Here is a 25038-nt window from a genome sequence, read left to right on the forward strand (position 1 = left end):
AGCTTATTGTTCGTCGCCGTCGTACTGGCAAGAACAAGCGATAGGAGCCTGGACACATGCCACGCAGCCTGAAAAAAGGTCCTTTCGTTGACCAGCACCTCTTTGTAAAGGTAGCCAGGGAAAACGAAAAGGGCACCAAGAACGTCATCAAGACCTGGTCCCGCCGTTCGATGATCGTCCCCGACATGCTCGGCCACACGATCGCCGTACACGACGGACGCAAGCACATCCCCGTGTTTGTCACTGAGTCGATGGTCGGGCACAAGCTCGGCGAATTCGCTCCCACGCGGACATTCCGCGGCCATGTCAAGGACGACCGTAAGGGCAAGCGCCGCTAGGCGCCTGCACTTACGTCAAAGACGAGAGAAGGAAAGCAATGGAAGCCAAGGCAATTGCGCGTCACATCCGCGTAACGCCTATGAAGGCCCGGCGCGTCGTCAACCTTGTTCGTGGTAAGCAAGCGAATGAGGCTCTGGCAATTCTGAAGTTTGCCCCCCAGGCAGCTTCGGAGCCGGTATTCAAGGTAGTTCAGTCGGCAATCTCCAACGCCCGGGTCCTCGCGGACCGCGACGGCGTGGCGTTTGACGAAGGTGACCTCATCATCAGCGAAGCGTTTGTTGATGAAGGCCCGACCATGAAGCGGTTCCAGCCGCGAGCCCAGGGTCGTGCATTTCAGATCAAGAAGCGCACGAGCCACATCACCGTGGTAGTCGCTACCCCGGAGAAAGAGGAGGCTCGCTAAGTGGGACAGAAAGTTAACCCGCACGGGTTCCGACTCGGCATCACCACCGATCACGTATCGCACTGGTTCGCCGACAGCACCAAGGCCGGCCAGCGGTACAAGGACTTCGTTCGCGAAGACATCCGTATCCGCCAGCTCATGTCCACGGGCATGGAGCGCGCCGGTATCGCCAAGGTCGAAATCGAGCGCACCCGCGACCGTGTCCGCGTGGATATCCACACGGCACGTCCGGGCATCGTCATCGGCCGCCGCGGCGCTGAAGCAGACCGCATCCGCGGCGAGCTTGAGAAGCTCACGGGCAAGCAGGTTCAGCTGAACATCCTCGAGGTCAAGAACCCCGAGATGGAAGCCCAGCTTGTTGCCCAGGGCGTTGCTGAGCAGCTGACTTCCCGCGTGGCTTTCCGCCGTGCGATGAAGAAGGCCATGCAGTCCGCACAGCGCGCCGGTGCCAAGGGCATCCGGATCGCTTGCTCGGGTCGACTGGGCGGCGCAGAAATGTCCCGCTCGGAGTTCTACCGCGAAGGCCGTGTGCCCCTGCACACCCTGCGTGCGAACATCGACTACGGCTTCTACGAGGCCAAGACCACCTTCGGCCGCATCGGCGTGAAGGTCTGGATCTACAAGGGCGACGTCACTGCCAAGGAACTGGCTCAGCAGGCAGCTGCTGCTCCGTCCCGTGGCCGTGCCGGCGACCGCCCGGGCCGCCCGGGTGGCGCCGACCGTGGTGACCGCCGCCGTCGTCCCGACCGCCCCGCAGCCGAGGCAGCACCTGCCGCCGAAGCTCCGGCTGTCGAAGCCGGTGCCGCAGGCACGGCACAGTCAGTAGAAGGAGGACAGGCTTAAATGCTTATCCCACGTCGAGTCAAGCACCGTAAGCAGCACCACCCGGGTCGTTCCGGCGCTGCTACGGGCGGCACCCAGGTCTCCTTCGGTGASTRSGGCATCCAGGCGCTGAGCCCGGCCTACGTCACGAACCGTCAGATCGAATCTGCCCGTATCGCGATGACCCGCCACATCAAGCGTGGCGGAAAGGTCTGGATCAACATTTACCCGGACCGTCCGCTGACGAAGAAGCCGGCCGAAACCCGCATGGGTTCCGGTAAGGGTTCTCCGGAATGGTGGGTCTCAAACGTCAAGCCGGGCCGGGTTCTCTTCGAACTCTCCGGTGTCAGTGAAGAGGTAGCTCGCGAGGCCCTGCGCCTGGCAATCCACAAGCTGCCGTTGAAGGCACGCATTGTGCGTCGCGAAGGTGGTGAGTAGAAATGGCAGTAGGATCCAAGGAACTTGCATCCGCGCAGCTGGACGGTTTCGACAACGAGCGTCTCGTTGAAGAACTCCGCAAGGCCARGGAAGAGCTGTTCAACCTGCGTTTCCAGTCCGCCACCGGTCAGCTGGAGAACCACGGTCGTCTGCGCGCGGTAAAGAAGGACATCGCCCGCATCTACACCGTTCTCCGTGAGCGCGAGCTCGGCATTCGTGCCGAGGTTGCCGCACCGGTTGTGGAAGCCAAGGAAGAGAAGAAGTCCAAGAAGGCTGCAACCAAGAAGGCTGAGAAGGCTGAAACGGTTGAATCCGAGGAGGATGCCAAGTGAGTGAAAAGGACGAGAACGTGACGGAAACTGTTTCCGACGCAGCCAAGGCTGACGAGCGCGGTTACCGTAAGACGAAGCGCGGCTACGTCGTCTCGGACAAGATGGAAAAGACCATCACTGTCCAGGTCGAAGACCGCGTGAAGCACGCCCTCTACGGCAAGGTCATCCGCCGCAACGCCAAGATCAAGGCTCACGACGAAGAGAACAGCGCCGGCATCGGCGACCTCGTGCTCCTCGCCGAGACCCGCCCGCTGTCCGCTACCAAGCGGTGGCGTCTGGTCGAGATCCTCGAGAAGGCCAAGTAACACCTGCACCTGTTTGCCTGGTGATACAGCAGAAGCCCCCGTTCCCCTTTGGGGAGCGGGGGCTTCCGCGTTGCCGGCAGCCGCCGCAGCCGGCAGCCTGAGACCGGCGGCAGCCGTTTACCCTGCTCGTCAGGCAGAGCAGCCTTTGGGGGCTTACGACGCCGGCGGGCCGGGTTCCCGGGATACGCGGCGGCGGACGGGCCCAAAGCCTGTCCGGCGGAACGGGGTAACGGCTTCGCGGYTACGGGGGAGGGGTGTGCAGGTTCCATGGCTGTGATATGGGGATACGCCCAAAACGTGCTAAGATTTTGAGTTTGTATGGCGCCTTTTGCGCGCCGTCATCAACCTCGTAAACAATCGTGCCACGGCATAGTGCCCCCTTGCGCCCCGACTCGTCGGGAACCGCCTGGGAAGCAAATGTTTTTGGCACGGGCGTTTAGGCCTGGTCTGGCAAAATCCAGGCAGGTCAAGAGACACCCCGATCAACCGTTCCGCAAGGCTCATTCCGTAGGAAGATTTTCGGTCTGAGAACCAGCGCGACGCAAGGAGTAAATAGTGATTCAGCAGGAGTCGCGACTCAAGGTCGCCGACAACACGGGTGCTAAGGAAATCCTTACCATTCGCGTTCTCGGTGGATCTGGCCGTCGCTACGCAGGCATTGGCGACGTAATCGTCGCTACCGTCAAGGACGCAATTCCGGGCGGCAACGTAAAGAAGGGCGACGTCGTCAAGGCTGTCATCGTCCGTACCAAGAAGGAACGCCGCCGTGCGGATGGTTCCTACATCAAGTTTGACGAGAACGCAGCCGTCATCCTGAAGAACGACGGTGACCCCCGCGGTACCCGTATCTTCGGACCGGTTGGTCGTGAACTTCGCGACAAGAAGTTCATGAAGATCGTTTCTCTGGCTCCGGAGGTGCTCTAGTCCATGGCTAAGATCAAAAAGGGTGACCTCGTTCAGGTCATCACTGGCGCCAAGGCTGAGCGCGGCGGCGACAAGGGTAAGCAGGGCAAGGTTCTGCGCGTATACCCGGAGACCAACCGCGTGTTGGTTGAAGGCATTAACCGCGTGACCAAGCACACCAAGGTCGGTCAGTCGCAGCGCGGCACCAAGACCGGTGGCATCGAGGTCGTCGAGGCTTCGATCCACATCTCCAACGTGGCTCTGGTTGACCCGTCCACCAAGAAGCCCACCCGCGTCGGTTTCCGCACCGAGACCGTTGAGCGCGATGGCGTGAAGCGTGACGTGCGCGTCCGCGTGGCCAAGAGCTCAGGGAAGGACATCTAATGACTGAGACTCTCGAGACTCCGGCAAGCAAGATCGTTCCTCGTCTGAAGACCAAGTACGCCGATTCCATCAAGAACACGCTGACTGAGGAATTCAAGTACCAGAACGTCAACCAGGTTCCCCGCCTGGTGAAGGTCGTTGTGAACATGGGTGTTGGAGATGCCGCCAAGGACTCCAAGCTGATCGACGGCGCTGTCCGCGATCTGACCCTGATCACCGGCCAGAAGCCGCAGGTAACCAAGGCCCGCAAGTCGATCGCACAGTTCAAGCTGCGCGAAGGCATGCCGATCGGTGCACACGCAACTCTGCGTGGGGACCGCATGTGGGAATTCCTGGACCGTCTGGTCACGCTGGCCCTGCCGCGTATCCGCGACTTCCGTGGCCTCAGCGGCAAGCAGTTCGATGGCAACGGCAACTACACCTTCGGTCTGACCGAGCAGGTTATGTTCCACGAGATCGACCAGGATTCCATTGACCGCGTTCGCGGTATGGACATCACCGTCGTGACCACTGCCAAGACCGACGACGAAGGCCGCGCGCTGCTGAAGGCGCTTGGCTTCCCGTTCAAGACCGAAGACTAATCTAGCTACGTAAAAGGTCCGCCCGCGCTCCTTTCCGAATTCTGTTCGGGACAAAGAGTACGGCGGAAACCGTTATGAGGAAGGGCAAGAGCCCACATGACAATGACAGATCCCGTCGCAGACATGCTTACGCGTCTGCGCAACGCTAACTCGGCATACCACGATTCCGTGACCATGCCGTACAGCAAGCTCAAGGCACGCGTTGCCGACATCCTGAAGGCTGAAGGTTACATCGCCTCCTGGAAAGAAGAAGACGCTGAGGTTGGCAAGAAGCTGACCCTCGAGCTCAAGTTCGGTCCGAACCGCGAGCGTTCAATCGCTGGCGTTCGTCGTATTTCCAAGCCGGGACTGCGCGTTTACGCAAAGTCCACCAACCTGCCGCACGTGCTCGGTGGCCTGGGTGTCGCAATCCTGTCCACCTCTTCCGGCCTCTTGACTGACAAGCAGGCCGGCAAGAAGGGCGTGGGCGGCGAAGTCCTCGCTTACGTCTGGTAACGGGAAAGGAAGAGAATAATGTCACGTATTGGACGTCTCCCCATCACCGTTCCTGCCGGCGTTGAGGTCAAGGTTGACGGCTCTGTCGTCAGCGTCAAGGGTTCCAAAGGCGAGCTGAGCCACACTGTGGCCAGCCCGATCGAGGTTTCCCTGGAAGATGGCACCCTGACTGTCGCCCGCCCGAACGACGAGCGCGCCTCACGTTCGCTGCACGGCCTGACCCGCACCCTGATCGCCAACATGATCCAGGGTGTCACCGCAGGCTACGAGAAGAAGCTTGAGATTGTCGGTACCGGTTACCGCGTCCAGGCCAAGGGTTCTGACCTGGAGTTCGCTCTGGGCTACAGCCACCCGGTCAACGTCTCGGCACCGAACGGCATCACCTTTGCAGTTGAGACCCCGACCAAGCTCTCTGTTTCAGGTATCTCCAAGCAGCAGGTCGGCGAGGTTGCTGCCAACATTCGCAAGCTGCGGAAGCCGGACCCCTACAAGGGCAAGGGCATCCGTTACGCAGGCGAAGTCATCCGCCGCAAGGTCGGAAAGGCTGGTAAGTAACCATGGCGATCGCAATTAACAAGAAGCGTACGAACAAGAGCAAGTCTGCCCAGCGCAGCCGCCGCCAGCTTCGTATCCGCAAGCGCATCTCCGGTACGGCTGTACGCCCGCGTCTGGTCGTCAACCGCTCCGCACGTCACGTATTCGTCCAGGTTGTCGATGACACCAAGGGCCTGACCGTGGCAAGCGCCTCCACACTGGAAGCCGACCTTCGTGCATTCGACGGTGACAAGACCGCCAAGGCCAAGCGCGTTGGCGAACTGGTCGCCGAGCGTGCCAAGGCTGCCGGTATCGAAGCAGTTGTCTTCGACCGCGGTGGTAACAAGTACCACGGCCGGATCGCCGCCGTCGCTGACGGCGCACGTGAAGGTGGGCTGGCACTGTGACCGAAAATAACGAAAAGGACATTCAGGTGACTGAAGCTGTAGCTGCTCCGGCAACTGAGACCGCTGCGCCTGCTACCACTGACGACCGCCGTGGTGGCGCTCGTCGTGGCGAGCGTGGCGACCGCGGCCAGGGCCGTGGCGACCGTGGCGGCCGTGGTGGCCGTGACGGCGGCCGCGAGGCCGAGAAGAGCCAGTTCGTAGAGCGCGTCGTAACCATCAACCGCGTTTCCAAGGTCGTCAAGGGTGGTCGTCGCTTCAGCTTCACCGCCCTCGTCGTCGTCGGTGACGGCAACGGCATGGTCGGCGTCGGCTACGGCAAGGCAAAGGAAGTTCCTGCCGCTATCGCGAAGGGCGTTGAAGAGGCCAAGAAGTCCTTCTTCCGCGTTCCCCGCATCGGCAGCACCATCCCGCACCGCGTTCAGGGTGAGGCCGCCGCAGGCGTCGTCATGCTGCGCCCGGCTTCCGCCGGTACCGGTGTTATCGCCGGTGGCCCGGTCCGTGCAGTACTGGAGTGCGTGGGCATCCACGACATCCTCTCCAAGTCGCTCGGTTCTTCCAACGCCATCAACATCGTTCACGCAACCGTTGACGCGCTGAAGCGCCTCGAAGAGCCGGCAGCAGTGGCAGCACGCCGCGGCCTCCCGCTCGACGAGATCGCCCCGCCGGCAATGGTCAAGGCTCTCCTGAACCAGAAGGCAGGTGTCTGAGTCATGGCTAAGAACGTGCTTGTCTCCGACGCAAAGTTGGAGATCACTCAGATCAAGTCCGCCATTGGCGGCAAGCAGAACCAGCGCGACACCCTGCGGTCCCTCGGCCTGAAGCGGATCGGACACACCGTTGTCCGCACCGCCGACGCCGTGACCGTCGGGATGCTCAACACGGTTCCGCACCTGGTAAAGGTAGAGGAGGCGAAGTAAATGGCAGAGAAGAACACCGCCGAAAAGGCACAGGGCGCCGCTGAGAAGCAGAACGCACTGAAGGTTCACCACCTGCGTCCCGCCCCGGGTGCCAAGACCGCCAAGACCCGTGTTGGTCGTGGTGAAGGTTCCAAGGGTAAGACCGCTGGTCGCGGTACCAAGGGTACGAAGGCCCGCTACCAGATCAAGGCTGGCTTTGCCGGCGGCCAGCTGCCGCTGCACATGCGCCTGCCGAAGCTGCGCGGCTTCAAGAACCCGTTCCGGGTTGAGTACCAGGTTGTAAACCTGGACAAGCTCAACGAGCTGTACCCGGAAGGTGGCGCTGTCACCGTGGAGAACCTGGTCGAAAAGGGTGCCGTTCGCAAGAACCAGCCCGTCAAGGTGCTGGGCACCGGCGACATCACCGTCAAGGTTGACGTCACCGTCCACGCATTCTCGGCCAGCGCTGCTGACAAGATTGCTGCAGCAGGCGGAAGCACCACCGCCCTCTAACGAGGCGGCGGGGCAGTTGCCCGTTGTTGAAACTCCCGGTACCAGGGGCTCAGGCCCCCGGTGCCGGGAGTTTTTTTCATTTTCCGGGCCCCGCCGATTGTTCGCGGGGCGCATCCACCCGTTAGACTCGGTTGTTGGGTTTATTTGACCTGTCTCACACGACTTTACTTATTACTCAGGAGGACGCTTGCTTAGCGCATTTGGCCGGGCCTTTCGCACGCCTGATCTGCGACGCAAGTTGTTGTTCACGCTGGGAATCATCACAATCTTCCGCTTGGGTGCCTTCATCCCCTCGCCTGGTGTGAGCTACCAGAATGTCCAGCAATGCTTGCAGAACGGTCAGACCTCGGGCGGGATCTACCAGCTCGTCAACCTGTTCAGCGGCGGTGCATTGCTGCAGGTGTCCATCTTTGCCCTCGGCATCATGCCGTACATCACCGCCAGCATCATCGTCCAGCTGCTCCGGGTGGTCATTCCCCGCTTCCAGCAGCTGTACGAGGAGGGCGCGTCAGGGCAGTCGAAACTGACCCAGTACACCCGTTACCTCACGATCGCACTCGGCCTGCTCAATGCCACGACACTGGTGTCGCTGGCACGCTCCGGCCAGCTGCTGCCTAACTGCCAGCTGCCCATCATCCCGGACAGCTCGATCGTCACCACGGTCCTGATCATCATCACGCTCACGGCCGGCACCGGCCTGATCATGTGGATGGGCGAGCTCGTGACGGAAAAAGGCGTCGGCAACGGCATGTCCCTGCTGATCTTCACGTCCATCGCCGCAGGCTTCCCCGGCTCGCTCGGTGCGATCTGGAAGGCCCAGGGTCCCGGAACCTTCTTCCTGGTCCTGATCATCGGCCTGCTCACCGTGGCGCTTGTGGTCTTCGTGGAGCAGTCCCAGCGCCGGATCCCGGTGCAGTACGCCAAGCGGATGATCGGCCGCCGCAYGGTCGGCGGAACCAGCACCTACATCCCCATCAAGGTGAACATGGCCGGCGTCGTGCCCGTCATCTTCGCCTCGTCCATGCTCTACCTGCCGGGGCTGATCTCACAGTTCAACCAGCCCAAGGCCGGCGAGCCGGTACAGCCCTGGGTTGAGTGGATCAACAACAACCTCACCAAGGGCGATCACCCGATCTATATGGCACTGTATTTCGCCATGATTGTGTTTTTCACCTACTTCTATGTTGCGATTACTTTCAACCCCGAAGAGGTCTCGGACAACATGAAGAAGTACGGCGGCTTCATTCCGGGCATCCGCGCCGGCAAGCCGACCGCGGACTATCTTCAGTACGTCCTATCCCGGATCACCCTGCCCGGCGCCTTCTACCTCGGCTTCGTGGCATTGATCCCGCTGGTTGCACTGGTCCTGATCAACGCGAACCAGAACTTCCCGTTCGGCGGCACCTCGATCCTGATCATGGTGGGCGTCGGTCTGGAGACCGTGAAGCAGATTGATGCGCAACTACAGCAACGTCACTACGAAGGGCTTTTGCGATGACGAGAATGTTGATTATCGGACCTCCCGGGTCCGGCAAGGGAACGCAGGCGGAACGCATTTCAGAACGCCTCGGCGTCGTTGCGATCTCCACCGGAGACATCTTCCGCGCCAACGTCAAGGGCGAGACTCCGCTCGGCGTCGAAGCCAAGAAGTACATGGACGCCGGCGACTTCGTCCCGGACAGCGTCACCAACAAGATGGTGCGCGATCGCCTCAATGAGGACGACGTCGAGGCAGGCTTCCTGCTCGACGGGTACCCGCGCACCACCGCRCAGGTGGACTACCTCGAGGACATCCTCGCCGGCGCTGACCAGAAGCTCGACGTCGTGCTCCAGCTCACCGCTGACGACGAGGAGCTGGTTACCCGCCTCCTGGGCCGTGCCAAGGAAACCGGCCGCAGCGACGACAACGAAGGCGTTATCCGTCACCGGCTGGACCTCTACCACGAGCAGACCGAACCTGTGGTGGCCAAGTATGCCGAACGCGGCATCCTGACCCAGGTAGACGGCATCGGTGCCATCGACGAAGTCACCGAGCGCGTCATGGAAGCGATCAAGTCGGCCCAGGCCGCCTGATCCTCACCCCCTGATCCACGCATGCTCAATGCGGCTGACGCAGAACAGAGACGCAGTGCAGAAGGGCGCGTTCCGTACCATCGGGTACGGGACGCGCCCTTCGGCGTTGGGTGGCCCCGCAACGGGCCCGTTCCGAACCGTTGAACCGGTACGGGAGAATAGAGCTTGAAGACTTGGGTTGATGACCCATGGTGGAGGCCCGGGATCCAGCCCGCCCGGACCGCGAGAGAAAATTTTGAGGTAGCGATGGCATTCGGCCAGGCACGCATTGAATACAAGACCAACGCCCAGATGCGCACGATGCACGAGGCCGGACTGGTCCTGAGCCGGGCACTGGATGCAGCGGTGGCCGCCGCGGCCCCCGGCGTCACCACGGCCCGGCTGGACGAGGTTTTCGCCGCCGTGCTCCAGGACGCCGGCGCCAAGTCCAACTTCCTCGGCTACCACGGGTTCCCGGCCACGATCTGCACCTCGGTGAACGAAGAGGTGGTGCACGGCATCCCCGGCGGCCGGGTTCTGGCGGACGGCGACATCATCTCGATCGACGGCGGCGCGATCGTGGACGGCTGGCACTCCGATTCGGCGCGGACTGTGGTTGTCGGCACCGCCGATCCCGAAGACGTACGCCTCTCCGAGGTTACCGAGGAGGCCATGTGGCGTGGCATCGCAGCCCTGGCCACCGGGAAATTCGTGGGCGATATCGGCAACGCCGTGGACGACTACGTCTCCTCCGTGCCGGGCAAACCGCTGGGCATCCTGGAGGACTATGTAGGGCACGGAATCGGCTCCGAGATGCACATGGCTCCGGACGTGCTGAACTACCGCACCGGCCACCGCGGGCCGAAGATCCGCCCGGGGCTGTGCCTCGCAATCGAGCCCATGCTGGTCCGGGGCAGCATCGAGACCGCAATCCTGGACGACGACTGGACCGTCGTCACCACGGATGGCAAGCGCTCCTGCCAGTGGGAGCACTCGGTCGCTGTGCACGAGAAGGGGATCTGGGTCCTCTCGGCACCTGACGGGGGAGCGGCGAAACTGGCGCCGCTCGGCGTCGTGCCCGTCCCGATTCCCTAGGCCCGAACTACACGGCGACTCGCGGGTTTTCTGGCGGCGCGCAAAATCCCTGGCGACGGAAGACCCATAGCGCCAGGGATTTTGCGTGTCGCGGGTCAGCGGGGGCGCACAATGGAGCCATGGGAGCAACGGGAGCCATCACAGACGTGGCCGGGATCCGGGTGGGGCATGTCCAAAAGTCCGGCGACGGCTGGCTGAGCGGAGTGACTGTGGTTCTCCCGCCGCCGGGCACCGTCGGCTCGGTCGACGTCCGGGGCGGCGGGCCCGCGACGCACGAGACGGACTCACTGGATCCCACTACGCTGTCCCAGACCGTGGACGCCGTGGTCCTGACCGGGGGCAGCGCCTTTGGCCTTGCAGCCGCGGGCGGCGCCATGCGCTGGTGCGAGGAGAACGGCCGAGGCTTCACGGTCCCCGGCGGGCTTGTTCCGATCGTGCCGGCGGCCGCGATTTTCGACCTGGGCCGCGGCGGCGATTTCTCCGCCCGCCCCGGAGAGGCGATGGGCTACGCGGCGACGGCCGCCGCCGCCGGGCAGCCGGAAGGGCACGACGTCGAACGCGGCAACGTCGGCGCCGGCACAGGAGCGGCAATCGGCAGGGGCACCTACAAAGGGGGAGTGGGCACAGCCTCCCTCACCCTAAACAACATCTCCAAAGACGGGCCGGTGGTGGTAGGAGCCATAGCGGTAGTCAACGCGCTGGGGTTACCTTTTGGGGCGAAAGCCGCGCAGGTCCCCGAGGCGGCGCCGCCGCTCAACACCACACTTGTCGTCGTCGCCACGGATGCCGTCCTGGACAAGGCGGACTGCAAACGCACCGCCTCCGCGGCCCATGCCGGACTGGCCAGGGCTTTGAATCCAAGCCACACCCTCGCCGACGGCGATACCGTGTTCGCGCTGGCGACGGGCGCCGTCGCGCTTGACCGCAGCACCCCGGCAGCCCGGCAGATCAGCCTCATTACCCTGCAGAGCGCGGCCGCCGACGTCGTCCGGCTGGCCATCCTCGACGGGATCTCGCGGGCGGAGGCAGTGACGACGGCGGCCGGGACGCTAGGTGCGTACGGACGCTGAGTGCGCTACGATGGGCGGATTTAACTTCGGATTTAACAATCGGGCCGCGATGGCGTAGTGTTGTCTGTTGGTTGTCTGCCCCGTTGTGCCCTTTTGGGGTCGGGTGGCACCAACCAATCAATCAAAAACGTCCGCGGTCATGACCGGTGCAAACCGGGAGGCTGCGGCAACAACAGTTAGCGGAGGGTATGGCCAAGAAGGACGGGGTCATTGAGATCGAGGGCGTTGTGACCGAGGCGCTGCCCAACGCGATGTTTCGCGTTGAGCTCACCAACAAGCACATCGTTCTGGCACACATCTCTGGAAAGATGCGCCAGCACTACATCAGGATCCTCCCCGAGGACCGCGTAGTGGTGGAGCTGAGCCCTTACGACCTGACACGTGGTCGTATCGTCTACCGCTACAAGTAAACACTGGGCGGCCAGGGCGACAGCCGAGGGCCGGTCCAGCTGACCAACTGCAACACGCAAAGGAACGCCATGAAGGTCAAGCCGAGCGTCAAGCAGATCTGCGAAAAGTGCAAAGTGATCCGCCGTAATGGCCGGGTCATGGTGATCTGCGAGAACCCGCGCCACAAGCAGCGCCAGGGCTAATTTCCTTCACAGGAAATCCTGGGTTGCTAACCCACGCAAGTAAATAAAGGCAGCACAAGCTGAACTGGGACGTATTGAGCCCGGACAGCTAACCCCCGGTCGGAGGCTGGGGCCGCACTGTAAGTGCGGGTGTACTGCCTACGACCTCCGGTTTATACAAGGAGTACTGCCAATATGGCTCGTCTCGCTGGCGTAGACATTCCCCGCGAAAAGCGGTTGGAAATTGCGCTTACTTACATCTACGGCGTGGGCAAGACCCGTGCACACGAAACCCTGGCTGCTACCGGCATCAGTGCAGACGTTCGGGTCAAGGACCTGACCGACGCACAGCTGGTTGAGCTGCGTGACTACATTGAAGGCAACTACAAGGTTGAGGGTGACCTTCGCCGCGAAGTGGCCGCTGATATCCGCCGCAAGGTTGAAATCGGCAGCTACGAAGGTATTCGCCACCGCAAGGGCCTGCCCGTACGCGGTCAGCGTACGAAGACGAACGCGCGTACCCGCAAGGGTCCGAAGCGCACCGTCGCAGGCAAGAAGAAGGCCCGCTAAACCCCAGTTGCCCCCTAGGATCGCTTACGCGATTTCTGGGAACCCGGCAAGTGTGGGCCAAGCATAGGCTTTCCCCCAATAACTTTCTGTAGGAGAAAAAATGCCCCCGAAGACTCGTGGCGCGGTTCGCAAGCCGCGTAAGAAGGACAAGAAGAATATCGCGCTGGGCCAGGCGCACATCAAGAGCACCTTTAACAACACCATCGTGTCCATCACGGACCCGAACGGTGCTGTCATCTCCTGGGCTTCGTCCGGTGAGGTTGGCTTCAAGGGCTCGCGTAAGTCCACCCCGTTCGCTGCCCAGATGGCCGCCGAAGCCGCCGCAAAGCGTGCACAGGAGCACGGCATGCGCAAGGTTGACGTGTTCGTCAAGGGACCGGGTTCCGGACGCGAAACCGCCATCCGCTCGCTGCAGGCCGCTGGCCTCGAGGTTGGCTCCATCCAGGACGTCACCCCCAGCGCCCACAACGGCTGCCGTCCGCCGWAGCGCCGCCGCGTCTAAGGCTTTCCAGCGCCCAGGAGCTTGCCCGGACCCTCACCGGTCCGGGCAGGCCCGGCCGCGTTAAGTCTTCAGACCGATCTTTCCACCACCTGTGTTGCGTCATATAGCGGATGCTCGCCGAAAGGAAACCTAAGTGCTCATTGCACAGCGCCCCACCCTCTCCGAAGAGGTCGTCTCCGAAAACCGCTCACGGTTCATCATCGAACCGCTGGAGCCGGGCTTTGGTTACACCCTCGGAAACTCCCTCCGCCGTACCCTGCTCTCCTCCATCCCCGGTGCCTCTGTAACGAGCATCCGGATCGATGGCGTGCTGCACGAGTTCACCACGGTTCCGGGTGTCAAGGAAGATGTCACTGAGATCATCCTAAACATCAAGAACCTGTCGGTTTCCTCCGAGCACGACGAGCCGGTTGTTGCTTACCTGCGCAAGCAGGGACCGGGAGTCGTCACCGCCGCGGACATCGCTCCGCCGGCCGGCGTCGAATTCCACAACCCGGATCTGCACATTGCCACGCTGAACTCGAAGGGCAAGTTCGAACTCGAACTGACCATCGAGCGCGGTCGCGGCTACGTTTCGGCAGCTCAGAACAAGTCCGGCGACTCCGAGATCGGCCGCATCCCGGTCGACTCGATCTACTCGCCGGTCCTGAAGGTTACTTTCCGCGTGGAAGCTACCCGTGTTGAGCAGCGCACTGACTTCGACAAGCTCATTGTCGACGTCGAGACCAAGCAGGCAATCGCCCCGCGCGACGCCGTTGCTTCGGCAGGTACCACCCTGGTGGAACTGTTCGGTCTGGCCCGCGAGCTGAACACCGCAGCTGAAGGTATCGAGATCGGTCCGTCGCCGACGGACGCTGCCCTGGCAGCCGACATGGCACTGCCGATCGAGGATCTGGACCTGACGGTCCGTTCCTACAACTGCCTCAAGCGTGAGGGCATCCACACCGTGGGTGAACTCGTTGCCCGCTCCGAGGCTGACCTCATGGACATCCGCAACTTCGGCGCGAAGTCCATCGATGAGGTCAAGGCCAAGCTGGTCGAACTGGGCCTGTCCCTCAAGGACTCCCCTCCCGGTTTCGATCTCGCAGCACGTGCCGCAGCCATCGAAGAGGACGACGCCGCGTTCAGCGACGACGAGCTCTAACCAACAGATCTTGGCCGGCTGGCTGGATGCACCCTGGTGTGCGCAGCCCAACGGCTTCCAATGAGGAGAAACTATAATGCCTACCCCCGCTAAGGGTCCGCGCCTCGGAGGCGGAGCGGCTCACGAGCGTCTTATGCTCGCGAACCTGTCCGCCGCACTTTTCGAGCACAAGCGGATCACCACCACGGTGACCAAGGCCAAGCGCCTGAAGCCGTACGCCGAGCGCCTGGTGACTTTCGCCAAGCGTGGCGACCTCGCGTCCCGCCGTCGTGTACTCGGCCTGATCAGCAACAAGGGCGTCGTCCACGAGCTGTTCACCGACATTGCACAGGCAGTGGAAAACCGCGATGGCGGCTACACCCGCATCACCAAGATCGGCAACCGCAAGGGCGACAACGCTCCCATGGCTGTCATCGAACTGGTTCTCGAGCCGGTTTCGGCAAAGCAGGCCGTGGTAGCAGAGGCTACCTCTGCTGCCAAGCGCGACGCCGACAAGAAGGACGCCGAAAAGGCCGAAGCAGCTCCGGTTGCCGAGACCGAAGAGGCTGCTGAGACCGAAGAGGCTCCGGTCGCTGAGGAAGCAGCCGCTGAGTCCGAGAAGGACGCGAAGTAATTCGCTAAGTCTTTCTTATAGACTTAAGTCTATGAACGAGCTCAAACCCGCTGCCCCCGTCTTGGGGGGCGGCGGGTTTTTGCGTATCCGGCTGGATGTGGCGTACGACGGCGGCCCGTTCAGCGGGTGGGCCGTGCAGCCGGGACTGCGCACCGTCCAGGGCGTCCTGGAGGAGGCCCTCGCGCTGCTGATCCGCCGCCCCGTCCGGGTCACGGTTGCCGGGCGCACCGACGCCGGGGTGCACGCCCGCGGTCAGGTAGTCCACCTGGACCTCAGCGAGGCGGAGTGGCTGGGCCTGAACCGGGGCGCCGAACTGGATCCCGCCGTCGCCCTTCTCCGCCGCATCCGCGGTGCCTTGAGCCGTGGCCTGGGCGACCTCAGCGGCGCCATCGAGGTGCATCGGGTGAGTGTGGCACCCGTTGGCTTCGATGCCCGGTTCTCCGCCCTCTGGCGCCGCTATTCCTACCGGATCGCGGACGGCCCCGGGCTGTGGGACCCGCTGGGACGGGCCTCGACCCTGTGGCACAAGGTTCCGCTGGACGTCGGTCTCCTCAACGAGGGCGCCGCGCCGCTGCTGGGCCTGCAGGACTTCCGCTCGTACTGCAAGCCCCGCGAGGGGGCCACGACCATCCGTGAACTGCAGCGCTTCGAATTCGCGCGCGGCACGGACGGCGTCATTGTCGTCACCGTTCAGGCTGACGCGTTCTGCCACAACATGGTCCGCTCCCTGGTGGGCTCGGCGTTGTACGTGGGGGAGGGCGAAGAGGCCCCGGAATGGCTCTACGAGCGGCTCCTCGCCCGGCAGCGCGACGCCCGCTCCGTGCTCGCAGCCCCGCACCCGCTGGTGCTCGAGGAAGTGGCCTACCCGACAGAGAGCGGCATGCTGGCCCGGGCCGAACTGACGCGGGCACTGCGGGCCTAAATCCAGACCTGGAACGCGGCTATGGGAACGCCGGCTGGGAGTAAGCCGGCGCGGTGCTTTTCGCAGGGAGCTCGAGCGTGAAGGTGCTTCCGGATCCGAGGAGGGTGTTGCAAGAGATGGAGCCGCCATGGCGCTCCACGATCGCCTTCGTGATCGACAACCCGAGCCCGGCCCCGGGGATGGAACCGTCCCGCACCGCAGGGCTTCGGAAGAACCGTGTGAAGACTCGTTCGGCGTCGGTGGCTGTCATCCCCAATCCGTCATCTTCCACGTGCAGCAGCACCCGGTCTCCCTCGGTGCTGGCGGAGACGCGCACATTGCCGCCATTGGGGGAATATTTGATGGCGTTGGAAATGAGGTTATCCAGCGCCTGGCTGATCCGGAGCGGGTCTACGTGCGCCCATAGCGGCGCCGGCACCTCCATCGAGAGCGTGACCTGGGAAGCCTGGGCGTGTGCGTGAGCCGAACCCAGGCTCGCCTCCACGAGGCTCGCCAGGTCGGTCCGCAGGGGATGGACATGGACAGCCGAGTTGGCGGACATCAGCAGATCCGAGACAAGGGCGAGGAGTCGTTCGGCGTTTCGTTGCGCAACTTCGAGGCGGCGGAGGGCCTGAGCGGACAAATGTTCCGAGTCGCTGAGGGCTAGATCCAAATTGCCGATAATCGATGTCAAGGGGGTCCGGAACTCGTGGGAGACGGTGGAAAGCACATCGTCCTTGGCCGCCAGGGCATCGATCAGGCCGGACACTTCGTCATTGAGCAGTCGTTCGCGTTCGCAGCCGGCGTGGAGTTGGGTTGTCAGGCGCCCAGTCAACTGTTGCCGAGTAACCCGCAGAGCAATGGCCACTGCCAATGTGATGAATGGCAGGAGAACGGCGGCCGCGATTCGGTCCGGGGTTGAGCCGCCGTTGAGCAACCACGGCAGGCCGGTCAGCAGGGGTCCGAAGAAGCTGATCGAGAGGATCGCCGGACCGGACAAACGGGAGGCCGTGACCCAGAGGACCGGAAGGACGGCCAAGATGCCGAGATCGGGCAGGCCTTCGACGCTGCCACTGCGGACGAGGCAGATCGCGGCTAAGTCGAGCACAGGGATTGCGAGCGGAGCATAGGGCCCGAACCGCTGCCAGGGCACCAGAAGGCAGGCCATGAGGAGGGCCAGAAGGAGCGCAAAGGCAGCCCGGCACACGCCACTCTCGAAGAGGCCGGGCCAGCCCCCGGGCGCTGCAAGCGCCACAGCCGTCATCGCCAGTGTGAGTGGAAGCTGGCATAGGGCAACCTGCACACGCCGCGGGAATCCCGCGAAGTAACCTGCCGGGTTCCGGACCAGTTGCTGTTTACTCAATGAAGCCGCGCCCCTTCCTCGCTACTCTAATTTAACAGCCTTCGTCACGTTAACTTGACAAGTTACGAAAATATATTGCCGCGACTGTGCCTAAACAGTCGTTGGCGCTATAGCGTGGGTATTCTAGCAATGCTGGCGAATCATGATTGCACAGCAGTACCGACGCGGCCGCTATGGGGGTAGGTGTCGCATCAGATGTGAGGGGGACCATGACTGACTTGGGAGTCGCCGTAGTTGTGGAGGACGATGACGATGTGCGTCATCTCGTCGAAGCGGTATTGAGCCAGGCGGGATTTGACGTCCACGGCGCGGCGAGCGGTCGCGAGGGGGTCGAGGTCGTGCGGAATCAGAAGGCCAACGTTGTCACCTTGGACGTTGGCCTCAACGATATTGACGGCTTTGAAGTCCTACGCCGAATTCGACAGTTCAGCGATGCCTATGTGGTCATGCTGACGGCGAGGACGGACGAGTTGGACACGCTGACCGCACTGCATACCGGTGCCGATGATTTCATGACCAAACCGTTCCGGCCGCGCGAGCTCCGAGCCCGGGTGTCTGCGATGATGCGCCGGCCTCGGCAGGACGGCCCTGAGGCCAAGTCCTTGGATCCGGGAACGGCACCGTCAAAGGCCCTTGTCCTGTCCCACGGTTCGGAATTTCGGCACAACGGCCTGGTACTGAACCCGCACACGCGTTCGGTCACTGTTGACGGCATTCCTGCCAGCCTCACGCGCAGTGAGTTCGATCTCCTGCATGCCCTGTTGAAAGGGGCAGGTGCCGTCCGGTCGAAGACTGATCTGGTGCGGGTAGTGCGGGGTCAGCATTACAGCGCGGATGCCTACATCAGTGAATCCGACGAGCGTGCCGTCGAAGTACATATTGGCAACATGCGTCGCAAGCTGGGGGAGGATCCGCTGCAACCGCGTTGGCTCCAGACCATCCGTGGCGTTGGGTACCGGCTCACGCCTGCCGTGGACTAGCTATCCCCGAGGTTGTGCCTGAGCTGCAGTTCGTCCACGGTGTCGTTTCCACTCTCCGCGACTTCACGCAGGAGCAACCGCGCCAGGCGGGCGTCGTGGACGCGGATTGCGTCCTCAAGTTCTCTGGCGAGCTCGGCCAGACGGACGCCACCGACCATCGCAGAGGACGTCTTCAGGCTCAGGACGGCGTCCAGTGCTGCGGTCTCGTCACCGCTGTCAAGGGACGTCGCGAGGGACTGATAGCGCTGGTCCCACATCCTTGTGTAGTCCCTGGCGAATCCTTTTGCCACGGCCGGGCTGTTCAGCTGTGATCCGAGGTCCTGGAGGGCGGAGGGGTCCACGATCGGGCTTGCAACTTCTTCGGCAGCCGTTTGGGCCGTGCCCGCACCAGGCGGGGAGCTGTCGGCGGAGGAGCCAGTGTTTGCATCGCCGTCGTCTGGCGCACCTAGGAAAGACATGTGCCCACGCTACTTGCTGCGTCGGCACCGTGTTTCCAACTCCGGTGTTTCCTGTGGCAAAATTGTGGCTTTTCGGGTGCATTGCCAGGTTCTGCCCTGCGGTTCGGACTCCTCAGGTGCCCTCATGCAGCTATCCGCCGCTGAAGGTCGCCACGGCATTGATGACGGCGGGGCCCAGAATGGCGATGAAGAGCACGGGGAAGATGAAGAACAGCAGCGGGAACAAGATCATGACAGGGAGCTTCATCGCCTTCTCCTCGGCTCGCTGCCGACGCTTGACCCGCATGACTTTCGCCTGGATTCGAAGCACTGTGCTGACGGCGATTCCGTACGTGTCCGCCTGAACGACGGCCTGGACGAAGCTACGCAATTCCGGGATGCTGGTCCGTTCCGCGAGCGCCATGTACGACTCGCGGCGGCTCCTGCCCACTTGCATGTCTTGCAGGGTCCTGACGAGCTCCTCGGCGAGCGGTCCCTTCCCGTTTTCGCCAGCGCGCGCCATGGCTCCCTCGAACCCCAGCCCTGCTTCCACAGAAATGAGCATCTGATCCAGGGTGTTGGCCAGTTCCAGTTGCATTACCTTCTGGCGTTCCTGTCCCTTGCTGTAGAGCAGGAGGTCGGGGATGAAATAGCCGAGCAGTGCTACAAAAATTCCCACGGCCTTGAGGATCGGCATCGATCCTGAGTTGCCTAAGTAAAGGCCGACGAGCGCACCCACAAGGCCCAGCAAAGGCTTGGCCGCGAGCACGCGCCCGAGCGGCAGTGACGCCGGACGTCCCGCCAGGGACACAAGCCTGTCGAGCTTCCTGATGTAGCCGGCCGGCGTCAGCCGGTAGCCGATGCGCTCCAATAGCTTGCTTTGCTCCTGCCCGGAGGGACCGGTCGTGTCGCTGCCAAGGGCCAGGAGTTCCCGGGCTGCACGTTCGGACTTCCGGTCCACGGAGAGCCATGACCAGGCCAGGAACCCGAGCGGAAGGGACACCAGCAGTAGCGCGAGCAGAAGAATCGGGTCCATGGGGTCTCAGAACTTCAGGTCGATGATCTTGCGCATCCACAGACCACCGATAGTCATCATGACAGCAGAGGCCGCGATCATGGCCCAACCCAGCGGGTGCGAAAACATGACGTTCATGTAACCAGGGTTGACCATCATGAGCATTATTACGATGCCAAACGGCATGGCCATCAGGATGTAGGCAGAGAACTTGCCCTCCGCGGCCAGGGACTTGATGTGGMCCTTGATTTCGCTGCGCTCGCGAATCGTCTCGCTGACCTGGTCCAGGACCTCTGCTAGGTTTCCGCCCACCTCCCGGTTGATCTGGATTGCCTGCGCGATCCAGACAAAATCCTCATTCTGCATTCGTTGCGCCGTGTCATTGAGGGAGGCCAGCAGATCGCGCCCCAAACTCGTCTCCGTCACCACGCGGCGCATCTCTTCCGATGTCGGGCTTAGGGATTCCGTGGCTGCCGCGTCAATGGCGCGCAGAATGCTGTGACCGGCCCGAAGGCCGCCGGAGAGCAGCTGGAGGGTGTCTCCGAGTTGTTGATCAAACAAACTCCTGCGCTTGCCCGACAGGAAGCTCAGGACAAGGTGACCCGTCAAGGGCGCCAGCAGAATGAGAAGGATTGCCAGCAGCGGTCCCGAGATGGCGAAGCCTGTCAGCGCACCCACGAAGGCTCCCGCCAGAACCAGTACCAGGAAATCGGACTGGCTCAGTCTGAGTCCTGCGTTTTCGAGCGTCTCCCGGTTGAAGAGCCTGAGTCGCCGCTGAGCGGAGAATCGGTCCACGAGTTGGACAGCCGAACCCGCGAACCGGGTCAACGGGGAGTCGGGCTGGTTCTGGACGGGCCTCCGCCGGTCCAGCGGCACCGTGGCCTTCCTCGGGGCAAGCAACGCACCGGCAAGGAGCAGAAGCGCGGCGAAGACAAAGGCAACTCCAAGGGACAACAATGTCATGTCCTCCTCACGGTCTCAGAGCCGAGGCTGGGGGAGCGGCGAACACGCTGGGCGAAACACGAATGCCCAGATCCTCGAAGCGATCAATGAAACGCGGACGGATCCCGGTGGGGACCGGCTTGCCGAGAAAACGACCGTGAGCGTCCACACCGGCCGAGTAGTCGAAGACGAAGGCATCCTGGAGCGTGACGATGTCCCCTTCCATGCCTTGGACCTCAGTGACATGGGTGATTCGGCGGGTGCCGTCGCGGAGCCGGGAAATCTGGACGATGAGATTGACTGCCGAAGCGATCTGCTCCCGAATGGCGCGCAGCGGCAGGTCCATGCCGGCCATCAGCACCAAAGTCTCCAGACGCGCGACGGCGTCGCGGGGTGAATTCGAGTGGACCGTGGAGAGCGAGCCGTCGTGGCCGGTGTTCATGGCCTGGAGCATGTCSAGKSAYTCGCCGCCSCGGACCTCGCCTACCACGATGCGGTCCGGACGCATACGCAGGGAGTTCCGCAGCAGTTCCCGGATGGTGACCTCGCCCTTGCCTTCGGTGTTCGGCGGCCGGCTTTCCAACCGCACCACGTGCCGCTGCTGGATCTGGAGTTCGACGGCGTCCTCGATCGTCACGATGCGCTCGTCCGATGGCAGGAATGATGACAGGACGTTCAGCAGCGTTGTTTTGCCAGTGCCGGTACCGCCCGACACGATGATGTTGAGCTTGGCCTTCACGCATGCATCCAGCAGCTCGGCCATTTCGGGCGTCAGCGTGCCGAACTCGATGAGGTTCCGGACTGTCAGTGGCACCTTGCTGAATTTTCGGATGGTCAGGGATGAGCCGCCCACTGCGAGCGGGGGAATGACGGCGTTGACGCGGGACCCGTCCTCGAGCCGGGCATCGACGAGGGGCGACGACTCGTCGATGCGGCGGCCCACCTTGGAAACAATGCGCTCGATGACCTTGCGAAGGTGGTCCTCGGAACTGAATCTTGACTCCGTAAACGTGAGCTTGCCGTGCCGCTCGACATAGATCTGGTCCATCCGGTTGACCATGATTTCCGTGACGGCCGGGTCGTCGAGGAGCCGCTGCAGGGGGCCGTAGCCGAGCACATCGTCTGCCACGTCGCGGACCAGCCGTGAGCGCTCCTCTGCAGAGAGCGGGACTTGCTCACCATCGACGATCCGGATGAGCTCTTCCCGTGCGGCTGAACGGAGATCTTCCTCTTTAACAGCGGAATCGTTGAAGCGGGCGCCCATCCTTTCAAACAGGGCCGTGGCGGCGCGTTCCTTGAGCGCAGCAAAGGCATCCACCGGCTGTTGGCCGCTGGAACGAAGGGCGTCTGGCTGATCCCCGAATGTAGGGGCGGACTGCATGAGGCCCGGTTGTTCAAAAGTTGAAGGCACCACAGCCGAGTGTGGATCAACGTGGGAGGCGCGGCGGCCGGCGGGTGCGGCCTTAACCTCAGGGGCAAACCCACCCTCAGCGGCGGAAAGCCGTTCGGAAAGTTTCACTGGACCACCACCCTTCGGTGCAGTTTCTTTTTCGCTCTGGCCCGCCACGCCGGATCAAACCGTTCCACGAGCTGGCGCAGGCCCTTGACCGCAGGGTCTTTGCGTCCGTCCTGAAGCACCGGTATGCCCCGGTTAGTGGAGAAGGCTACGGCCTTCGAACGGGGAATGCTGATGTCAACGGGCGCACCTATGGTCGCCTCAACGTCCTGGACGCTGAGGCCGGATTTGGAGTCTGCCATGTTCAGGACCACATGACGCGTCTCAGGCAGGACGTCMAGCCGGCCAAGGATTTCGAGGCCGGACCGGAGTCCTCGGATGCTGGGAACATCCATGGCGGTCACCCAGACAATGTCCGTGCATTGCTCCATCGCAGCCAGACCTATTTCAGGCAATCCCGGGGCTGTGTCCACGATGACGTACTGGAATTGTTCCGCGAGCTGCTGCAACATTCGGGTGACTTGCTCCGGTGTGACGAAGTCGGCTTCCACCGGACTATGCGGGGCGCAGAGCGCATAGATGTTGCCGGAATGCACGGTCAGGAAGGCCTTGAGCACTAGAGAATCGTGGCTCGCCGCGGAGGAGACGGCGTCCGTGACAGTGTGCTCCGGGTGGAGGTATAAGCCCGAGGCTACATCTCCGAACTGCAGGTCCAAGTCCACGATCACCACACTCATGGGCGCGATTTGCCCGAGTCCTATGGCGATGTTCGTGGCGATTGTCGTCTTGCCTACTCCGCCCTTGGGCGAGAAGACGCCGATCACTTGGCCACTCGAACCCCCAGGCTCCTGACCGGCCTCTGTCCTGTACTTGCTGGCAAACGACTGGCAGGCGCGCTCCAGCAAAATCCGGATCTGGGCATCTTCGGCGTTCGGGCTGAGAAAATCCCGGATGCCGGCGCGCATGGCCAGCAAGACAATGTCTGGATCAGGTTCGCTGACCAGAATGATGCTTAACTCCGGCAATTGGACGTCAAAGACCATAGCCAGCCGCAACGCGTCTTCGAACGGCAGGTCCGGCCCAAGTATCAGCACCTCGGGGCGCTCCTGGTTAAGGTTCATGAACAGTGCCCCAGGGTCGGACGGATCGACGAAGGCGAAGGTCTGCAGGCCGCCGGGCAGACCGCCTGCCAGTGCCCGGCGAACTCGCGCGTCGAAGTCGGTATTGGGCGTGATCATCACGAAGCGGCTCATTTGTATACCTCCGGTTTCGTCATAATTCCAGGGCGGCCGCTGTCCACGGCGTTAAGCGGTTCTTTGCTGAGCCAGAGGGTGCCGAATTCGCTGCCATAGACGATCTTGCTGGCGTCCACATCGTTCACGGCCACGGTGAGGATCAGTGGCCCGGCGGGAACAGGGGGAGCCGCAGCGGGGGCCGCGGCCGAGCCGCTATCCGAGGGCTGGGGAGTTGCCGTCGGGATTGGGGCGCCCTGCACCGCGGTCAGCAGGACTTTGTGGAGGGACAGTTGCGTCGTCTCCTTCTCCGGGGAGGCCTCGATGCCGCCGCCCTTCAGCGAGATGAAGATGCCGATGTGATCGCCGGGCGCCAGTTGGCCGCCGACGACTCGTTGGGGCTCGAGTTGGAAGGAGATTTCCTGCAAGCCCTCCGGTACAGGTATGGCGCCGCCGCTGGATTTGATGGTTTCCGGGGCGGCCAGACGCTCCGCAACGAGCTGCTCCCCGGGCAATAGGTCAACGGCGGTGACCTTTCCGGCTTGGCCGTCGAGACTGGCCAGAGCGCTCTTGGCTACAGCGGTGCCCGGGAGCTTCTGACTGGTCAGGAAGGGCAGGAGGCTCTCTACGGAGGTGCCTGCCGGCACAGGCTTTGCCACAATGAGGACGTCCAGGGGCTCAAGATTCTTCACAGCCCGCGCGTCCGCGCCGCTGGCGTAGGACACCACGAGGATGGCGCCGACGACGGCCAGGACAACCGCTGCTACTCCGGCGAGTAGTCGGGACTTCATGCTTAGGGTGCTCCAATGCTGAGGCGGACGACGGACGCACCGTAGTCCGCGGTGCCGCCGAGTTCGAGGGCTTGAGACAGGGAGACAAATTTGACGAAGTATCCGCGGATGGACTTGTTGGCAAGTCCACCAGAATTCCAGCTGTCGCTGGAAAGGCGATAGCCGGTTACGTGAAAGGCCGCAAACCCCTTGACGTAAAACTTGCCGCCGGAGCCCGTTCCCGTGGCGACAGCGTAGAGCGGAAGCAGAACCGTTTGATCTTGTAGGGCCCTGATGTCCGCGGCTGAGCATACGGAGGGTCGGGGGGCGCCGGTGTCGCTGTTGAACCAGATCCCTGGGTCACTTGATGCGCCGGCGCTAATCGTGACGCTGCATTGGCTGTCTTTTACGTCGGTGATCCAGCCGAAGCCGCCAGGAATCCCGCCGCATCCGTTAACGTCCATAGTGAGCACTTGCACGAAAGTGGGGTCTGGAGAGAATTTGCATTCAGCGATCGCCAACGGCACGATCACCGTTCCCTTTGACGGGGCCCCCCACTGGGCCCGAGACGTGGCACCCACCTCGGCGCTGGTGATGCCCAGGGCCCTGGCGAAGAACAGCGAAATGCTGTTGGCGGGGCTTCCCGTCTCTTTCGCCCCGGTGTTTACCGAGACGGTCCCCTTGGTCTTATCGAGGGTGATGGATTTGATGTTGGTCAGGCCGTCCGCGGCGTTGCCGTTGGCCAATTTGGCGGCAAGCTCGGTGGGCCGCGGCCACGTGGCGGAGCATTCCGGATCAGTGACACTCCTGGCGCACTTCTGGGCCACCATCAGTGCCACCGCGTCCGAGCTATTCTGCAGCTGGGCCCGCTCGGCGTAGAGTACGCCGACGTCTACGGCCAGGGCGGCGAAACCCAGCAGGCATACCATTACGATGGCGACGATCACGCTGATAGCGCCACGCTGACGGTTG

Annotated in this window: 35 protein-coding genes; 27 read left to right on the forward strand and 8 right to left on the reverse strand. The window is 62.7% G+C overall.

The genetic code is table 11. From position 1 onward, the window contains the following. The first annotated feature begins 56 nt into the window (after positions 1–56). The 26 genes from rpsS (at position 57) to AC1D1S_RS05285 (ending at position 15892) form a co-directional block, all read left to right on the forward strand. The gene (gene rpsS, locus AC1D1S_RS05160; protein ID WP_018773666.1) at positions 57–338 is read left to right on the forward strand and encodes a 30S ribosomal protein S19; all 282 of its coding nucleotides are present in this window, start codon (positions 57–59) and stop codon (positions 336–338) included. A gap of 38 nt (positions 339–376) precedes the next feature. Next, positions 377–742: a 50S ribosomal protein L22 gene (rplV, locus tag AC1D1S_RS05165; protein ID WP_003803798.1), complete on the forward strand. Its 366-nt coding sequence runs from the start codon at positions 377–379 to the stop codon at positions 740–742. Next, positions 743–1585, forward strand: coding sequence for a 30S ribosomal protein S3 (gene rpsC, locus AC1D1S_RS05170; RefSeq protein WP_028275116.1), 843 nt, complete (start codon positions 743–745; stop codon positions 1583–1585). It begins immediately after the preceding gene. Then, a complete protein-coding gene (rplP, locus tag AC1D1S_RS05175; RefSeq protein ID WP_476993892.1) occupies positions 1586–2002 on the forward strand; it encodes a 50S ribosomal protein L16 in 417 nt (138 codons plus the stop codon). A gap of 2 nt (positions 2003–2004) precedes the next feature. Beyond that, on the forward strand, positions 2005–2334 hold the full coding sequence (rpmC, locus tag AC1D1S_RS05180; RefSeq protein ID WP_476993893.1) for a 50S ribosomal protein L29: 330 nt from the start codon (positions 2005–2007) through the stop codon (positions 2332–2334). Continuing rightward, entirely contained in the window at positions 2331–2639 is a 309-nt protein-coding gene (gene rpsQ, locus AC1D1S_RS05185) for a 30S ribosomal protein S17 (RefSeq protein WP_018773670.1), read from the forward strand. The genes rpmC and rpsQ overlap by 4 nt, the downstream gene beginning before the upstream one ends. Before the next feature lie 555 nt (positions 2640–3194). Next, positions 3195–3563, forward strand: coding sequence for a 50S ribosomal protein L14 (gene rplN, locus AC1D1S_RS05190; RefSeq protein ID WP_003803789.1), 369 nt, complete (start codon positions 3195–3197; stop codon positions 3561–3563). A 3-nt stretch (positions 3564–3566) separates the two neighbouring features. Continuing rightward, positions 3567–3926, forward strand: a complete 360-nt coding sequence (rplX, locus tag AC1D1S_RS05195) for a 50S ribosomal protein L24 (RefSeq protein WP_028275000.1) — start codon at positions 3567–3569, stop codon at positions 3924–3926. Then, complete coding sequence (rplE, locus tag AC1D1S_RS05200) at positions 3926–4507, forward strand: 50S ribosomal protein L5 (RefSeq protein WP_018773672.1); 582 nt, start codon at positions 3926–3928, stop codon at positions 4505–4507. The genes rplX and rplE overlap by 1 nt, the downstream gene beginning before the upstream one ends. A 96-nt stretch (positions 4508–4603) precedes the next feature. Continuing rightward, positions 4604–5002 (forward strand): 30S ribosomal protein S8, encoded by a 399-nt coding sequence (gene rpsH / locus AC1D1S_RS05205; protein ID WP_018773673.1) that lies wholly within the window; start codon positions 4604–4606, stop codon positions 5000–5002. 18 nt (positions 5003–5020) lie between these two features. Next, positions 5021–5557: a 50S ribosomal protein L6 gene (gene rplF, locus AC1D1S_RS05210; RefSeq protein WP_011692797.1), complete on the forward strand. Its 537-nt coding sequence runs from the start codon at positions 5021–5023 to the stop codon at positions 5555–5557. Positions 5558–5559: 2 nt separating this feature from the next. Beyond that, positions 5560–5943 carry a 50S ribosomal protein L18 gene (gene rplR / locus AC1D1S_RS05215; RefSeq protein ID WP_018773674.1) on the forward strand — a complete coding sequence of 128 codons (384 nt, stop codon included), beginning with the start codon at positions 5560–5562 and terminating at the stop codon, positions 5941–5943. A 26-nt stretch (positions 5944–5969) separates the two neighbouring features. Next, entirely contained in the window at positions 5970–6650 is a 681-nt protein-coding gene (gene rpsE, locus AC1D1S_RS05220; protein WP_173403037.1) for a 30S ribosomal protein S5, read from the forward strand. 3 nt (positions 6651–6653) lie between these two features. After that, on the forward strand, positions 6654–6860 hold the full coding sequence (gene rpmD, locus AC1D1S_RS05225; RefSeq protein ID WP_018773676.1) for a 50S ribosomal protein L30: 207 nt from the start codon (positions 6654–6656) through the stop codon (positions 6858–6860). Further along, on the forward strand, positions 6861–7352 hold the full coding sequence (rplO, locus tag AC1D1S_RS05230; RefSeq protein WP_476944182.1) for a 50S ribosomal protein L15: 492 nt from the start codon (positions 6861–6863) through the stop codon (positions 7350–7352). Between the two features lie 187 nt (positions 7353–7539). Further along, entirely contained in the window at positions 7540–8850 is a 1311-nt protein-coding gene (gene secY / locus AC1D1S_RS05235) for a preprotein translocase subunit SecY (RefSeq protein WP_476993894.1), read from the forward strand. A 5-nt stretch (positions 8851–8855) separates the two neighbouring features. Beyond that, positions 8856–9425 carry an adenylate kinase gene (locus AC1D1S_RS05240; protein ID WP_173403039.1) on the forward strand — a complete coding sequence of 190 codons (570 nt, stop codon included), beginning with the start codon at positions 8856–8858 and terminating at the stop codon, positions 9423–9425. Positions 9426–9671: 246 nt separating this feature from the next. After that, a complete protein-coding gene (map, locus tag AC1D1S_RS05245) occupies positions 9672–10499 on the forward strand; it encodes a type I methionyl aminopeptidase (RefSeq protein ID WP_243181086.1) in 828 nt (275 codons plus the stop codon). 119 nt (positions 10500–10618) lie between these two features. Next, entirely contained in the window at positions 10619–11569 is a 951-nt protein-coding gene (locus AC1D1S_RS05250) for a P1 family peptidase (protein WP_476993895.1), read from the forward strand. 188 nt (positions 11570–11757) lie between these two features. Continuing rightward, a complete protein-coding gene (gene infA, locus AC1D1S_RS05255) occupies positions 11758–11979 on the forward strand; it encodes a translation initiation factor IF-1 (RefSeq protein WP_009358723.1) in 222 nt (73 codons plus the stop codon). 69 nt (positions 11980–12048) lie between these two features. Further along, the gene (rpmJ, locus tag AC1D1S_RS05260; RefSeq protein WP_009358722.1) at positions 12049–12162 is read left to right on the forward strand and encodes a 50S ribosomal protein L36; all 114 of its coding nucleotides are present in this window, start codon (positions 12049–12051) and stop codon (positions 12160–12162) included. A 174-nt stretch (positions 12163–12336) separates the two neighbouring features. Further along, complete coding sequence (gene rpsM / locus AC1D1S_RS05265) at positions 12337–12711, forward strand: 30S ribosomal protein S13 (protein ID WP_028275004.1); 375 nt, start codon at positions 12337–12339, stop codon at positions 12709–12711. Positions 12712–12811: 100 nt separating this feature from the next. Continuing rightward, positions 12812–13213, forward strand: a complete 402-nt coding sequence (rpsK, locus tag AC1D1S_RS05270; protein WP_476993896.1) for a 30S ribosomal protein S11 — start codon at positions 12812–12814, stop codon at positions 13211–13213. 133 nt (positions 13214–13346) lie between these two features. Beyond that, positions 13347–14357, forward strand: a complete 1011-nt coding sequence (locus tag AC1D1S_RS05275; RefSeq protein ID WP_018773683.1) for a DNA-directed RNA polymerase subunit alpha — start codon at positions 13347–13349, stop codon at positions 14355–14357. A gap of 76 nt (positions 14358–14433) precedes the next feature. Further along, on the forward strand, positions 14434–14970 hold the full coding sequence (gene rplQ, locus AC1D1S_RS05280) for a 50S ribosomal protein L17 (protein ID WP_476993897.1): 537 nt from the start codon (positions 14434–14436) through the stop codon (positions 14968–14970). A 31-nt stretch (positions 14971–15001) separates the two neighbouring features. Beyond that, the gene (locus AC1D1S_RS05285) at positions 15002–15892 is read left to right on the forward strand and encodes a tRNA pseudouridine synthase A (protein ID WP_476993898.1); all 891 of its coding nucleotides are present in this window, start codon (positions 15002–15004) and stop codon (positions 15890–15892) included. A 19-nt stretch (positions 15893–15911) separates the two neighbouring features. Here AC1D1S_RS05285 and AC1D1S_RS05290 read toward each other — a convergent pair whose 3' ends face one another. Next, positions 15912–16979 (reverse strand): sensor histidine kinase, encoded by a 1068-nt coding sequence (locus AC1D1S_RS05290; protein WP_476993899.1) that lies wholly within the window; start codon positions 16977–16979, stop codon positions 15912–15914. A gap of 464 nt (positions 16980–17443) precedes the next feature. Between AC1D1S_RS05290 and AC1D1S_RS05295 the strand changes: the two genes are divergently transcribed. After that, positions 17444–18214: a response regulator transcription factor gene (locus tag AC1D1S_RS05295; protein ID WP_476993900.1), complete on the forward strand. Its 771-nt coding sequence runs from the start codon at positions 17444–17446 to the stop codon at positions 18212–18214. On the opposite strand, the gene AC1D1S_RS05300 is transcribed toward AC1D1S_RS05295, so the two are convergent. From AC1D1S_RS05300 to AC1D1S_RS05330, 7 genes are all read right to left on the reverse strand, one after another. After that, entirely contained in the window at positions 18211–18672 is a 462-nt protein-coding gene (locus tag AC1D1S_RS05300; RefSeq protein WP_476993901.1) for an Hpt domain-containing protein, read from the reverse strand. The genes AC1D1S_RS05295 and AC1D1S_RS05300 overlap by 4 nt on opposite strands. 130 nt (positions 18673–18802) lie before the next feature. After that, positions 18803–19687, reverse strand: a complete 885-nt coding sequence (locus AC1D1S_RS05305) for a type II secretion system F family protein (protein ID WP_243181080.1) — start codon at positions 19685–19687, stop codon at positions 18803–18805. Positions 19688–19693: 6 nt separating this feature from the next. Then, complete coding sequence (locus AC1D1S_RS05310) at positions 19694–20629, reverse strand: type II secretion system F family protein (protein WP_476993902.1); 936 nt, start codon at positions 20627–20629, stop codon at positions 19694–19696. Between the two features lie 7 nt (positions 20630–20636). Further along, a complete protein-coding gene (locus AC1D1S_RS05315) occupies positions 20637–21989 on the reverse strand; it encodes a CpaF family protein (protein ID WP_476993915.1) in 1353 nt (450 codons plus the stop codon). 134 nt (positions 21990–22123) lie between these two features. Beyond that, positions 22124–23317: a CpaE/TadZ family protein gene (locus tag AC1D1S_RS05320; RefSeq protein ID WP_243181077.1), complete on the reverse strand. Its 1194-nt coding sequence runs from the start codon at positions 23315–23317 to the stop codon at positions 22124–22126. Then, complete coding sequence (gene cpaB / locus AC1D1S_RS05325; RefSeq protein WP_476993903.1) at positions 23314–24087, reverse strand: Flp pilus assembly protein CpaB; 774 nt, start codon at positions 24085–24087, stop codon at positions 23314–23316. The genes AC1D1S_RS05320 and cpaB overlap by 4 nt, the downstream gene beginning before the upstream one ends. A 2-nt stretch (positions 24088–24089) precedes the next feature. After that, positions 24090–25013 carry a Tad domain-containing protein gene (locus tag AC1D1S_RS05330; protein ID WP_476993904.1) on the reverse strand — a complete coding sequence of 308 codons (924 nt, stop codon included), beginning with the start codon at positions 25011–25013 and terminating at the stop codon, positions 24090–24092. Positions 25014–25038 lie beyond the last annotated feature (25 nt).

This window comes from Arthrobacter sp. P1_A5, assembly GCF_056406825.1.

Coding starts and splice junctions, on each gene's coding strand:
- rplF (WP_011692797.1), top strand. CDS start 5,021: ATGTCACGTATTGGACGTCTCCCCATCACCGTTCCTGCCGGCGTTGAG.
- AC1D1S_RS05300 (WP_476993901.1), bottom strand. CDS start 18,672: ATGTCTTTCCTAGGTGCGCCAGACGACGGCGATGCAAACACTGGCTCC.
- rplO (WP_476944182.1), top strand. CDS start 6,861: ATGGCAGAGAAGAACACCGCCGAAAAGGCACAGGGCGCCGCTGAGAAG.
- AC1D1S_RS05305 (WP_243181080.1), bottom strand. CDS start 19,687: ATGGACCCGATTCTTCTGCTCGCGCTACTGCTGGTGTCCCTTCCGCTC.
- rpsS (WP_018773666.1), top strand. CDS start 57: ATGCCACGCAGCCTGAAAAAAGGTCCTTTCGTTGACCAGCACCTCTTT.
- infA (WP_009358723.1), top strand. CDS start 11,758: ATGGCCAAGAAGGACGGGGTCATTGAGATCGAGGGCGTTGTGACCGAG.
- rplQ (WP_476993897.1), top strand. CDS start 14,434: ATGCCTACCCCCGCTAAGGGTCCGCGCCTCGGAGGCGGAGCGGCTCAC.
- map (WP_243181086.1), top strand. CDS start 9,672: ATGGCATTCGGCCAGGCACGCATTGAATACAAGACCAACGCCCAGATG.
- cpaB (WP_476993903.1), bottom strand. CDS start 24,087: ATGAAGTCCCGACTACTCGCCGGAGTAGCAGCGGTTGTCCTGGCCGTC.
- AC1D1S_RS05250 (WP_476993895.1), top strand. CDS start 10,619: ATGGGAGCAACGGGAGCCATCACAGACGTGGCCGGGATCCGGGTGGGG.
- rplX (WP_028275000.1), top strand. CDS start 3,567: ATGGCTAAGATCAAAAAGGGTGACCTCGTTCAGGTCATCACTGGCGCC.
- rpsH (WP_018773673.1), top strand. CDS start 4,604: ATGACAATGACAGATCCCGTCGCAGACATGCTTACGCGTCTGCGCAAC.
- rpmD (WP_018773676.1), top strand. CDS start 6,654: ATGGCTAAGAACGTGCTTGTCTCCGACGCAAAGTTGGAGATCACTCAG.
- AC1D1S_RS05285 (WP_476993898.1), top strand. CDS start 15,002: ATGAACGAGCTCAAACCCGCTGCCCCCGTCTTGGGGGGCGGCGGGTTT.
- rpsM (WP_028275004.1), top strand. CDS start 12,337: ATGGCTCGTCTCGCTGGCGTAGACATTCCCCGCGAAAAGCGGTTGGAA.
- rplE (WP_018773672.1), top strand. CDS start 3,926: ATGACTGAGACTCTCGAGACTCCGGCAAGCAAGATCGTTCCTCGTCTG.
- rplV (WP_003803798.1), top strand. CDS start 377: ATGGAAGCCAAGGCAATTGCGCGTCACATCCGCGTAACGCCTATGAAG.
- rpmJ (WP_009358722.1), top strand. CDS start 12,049: ATGAAGGTCAAGCCGAGCGTCAAGCAGATCTGCGAAAAGTGCAAAGTG.
- rplR (WP_018773674.1), top strand. CDS start 5,560: ATGGCGATCGCAATTAACAAGAAGCGTACGAACAAGAGCAAGTCTGCC.
- AC1D1S_RS05295 (WP_476993900.1), top strand. CDS start 17,444: ATGACTGACTTGGGAGTCGCCGTAGTTGTGGAGGACGATGACGATGTG.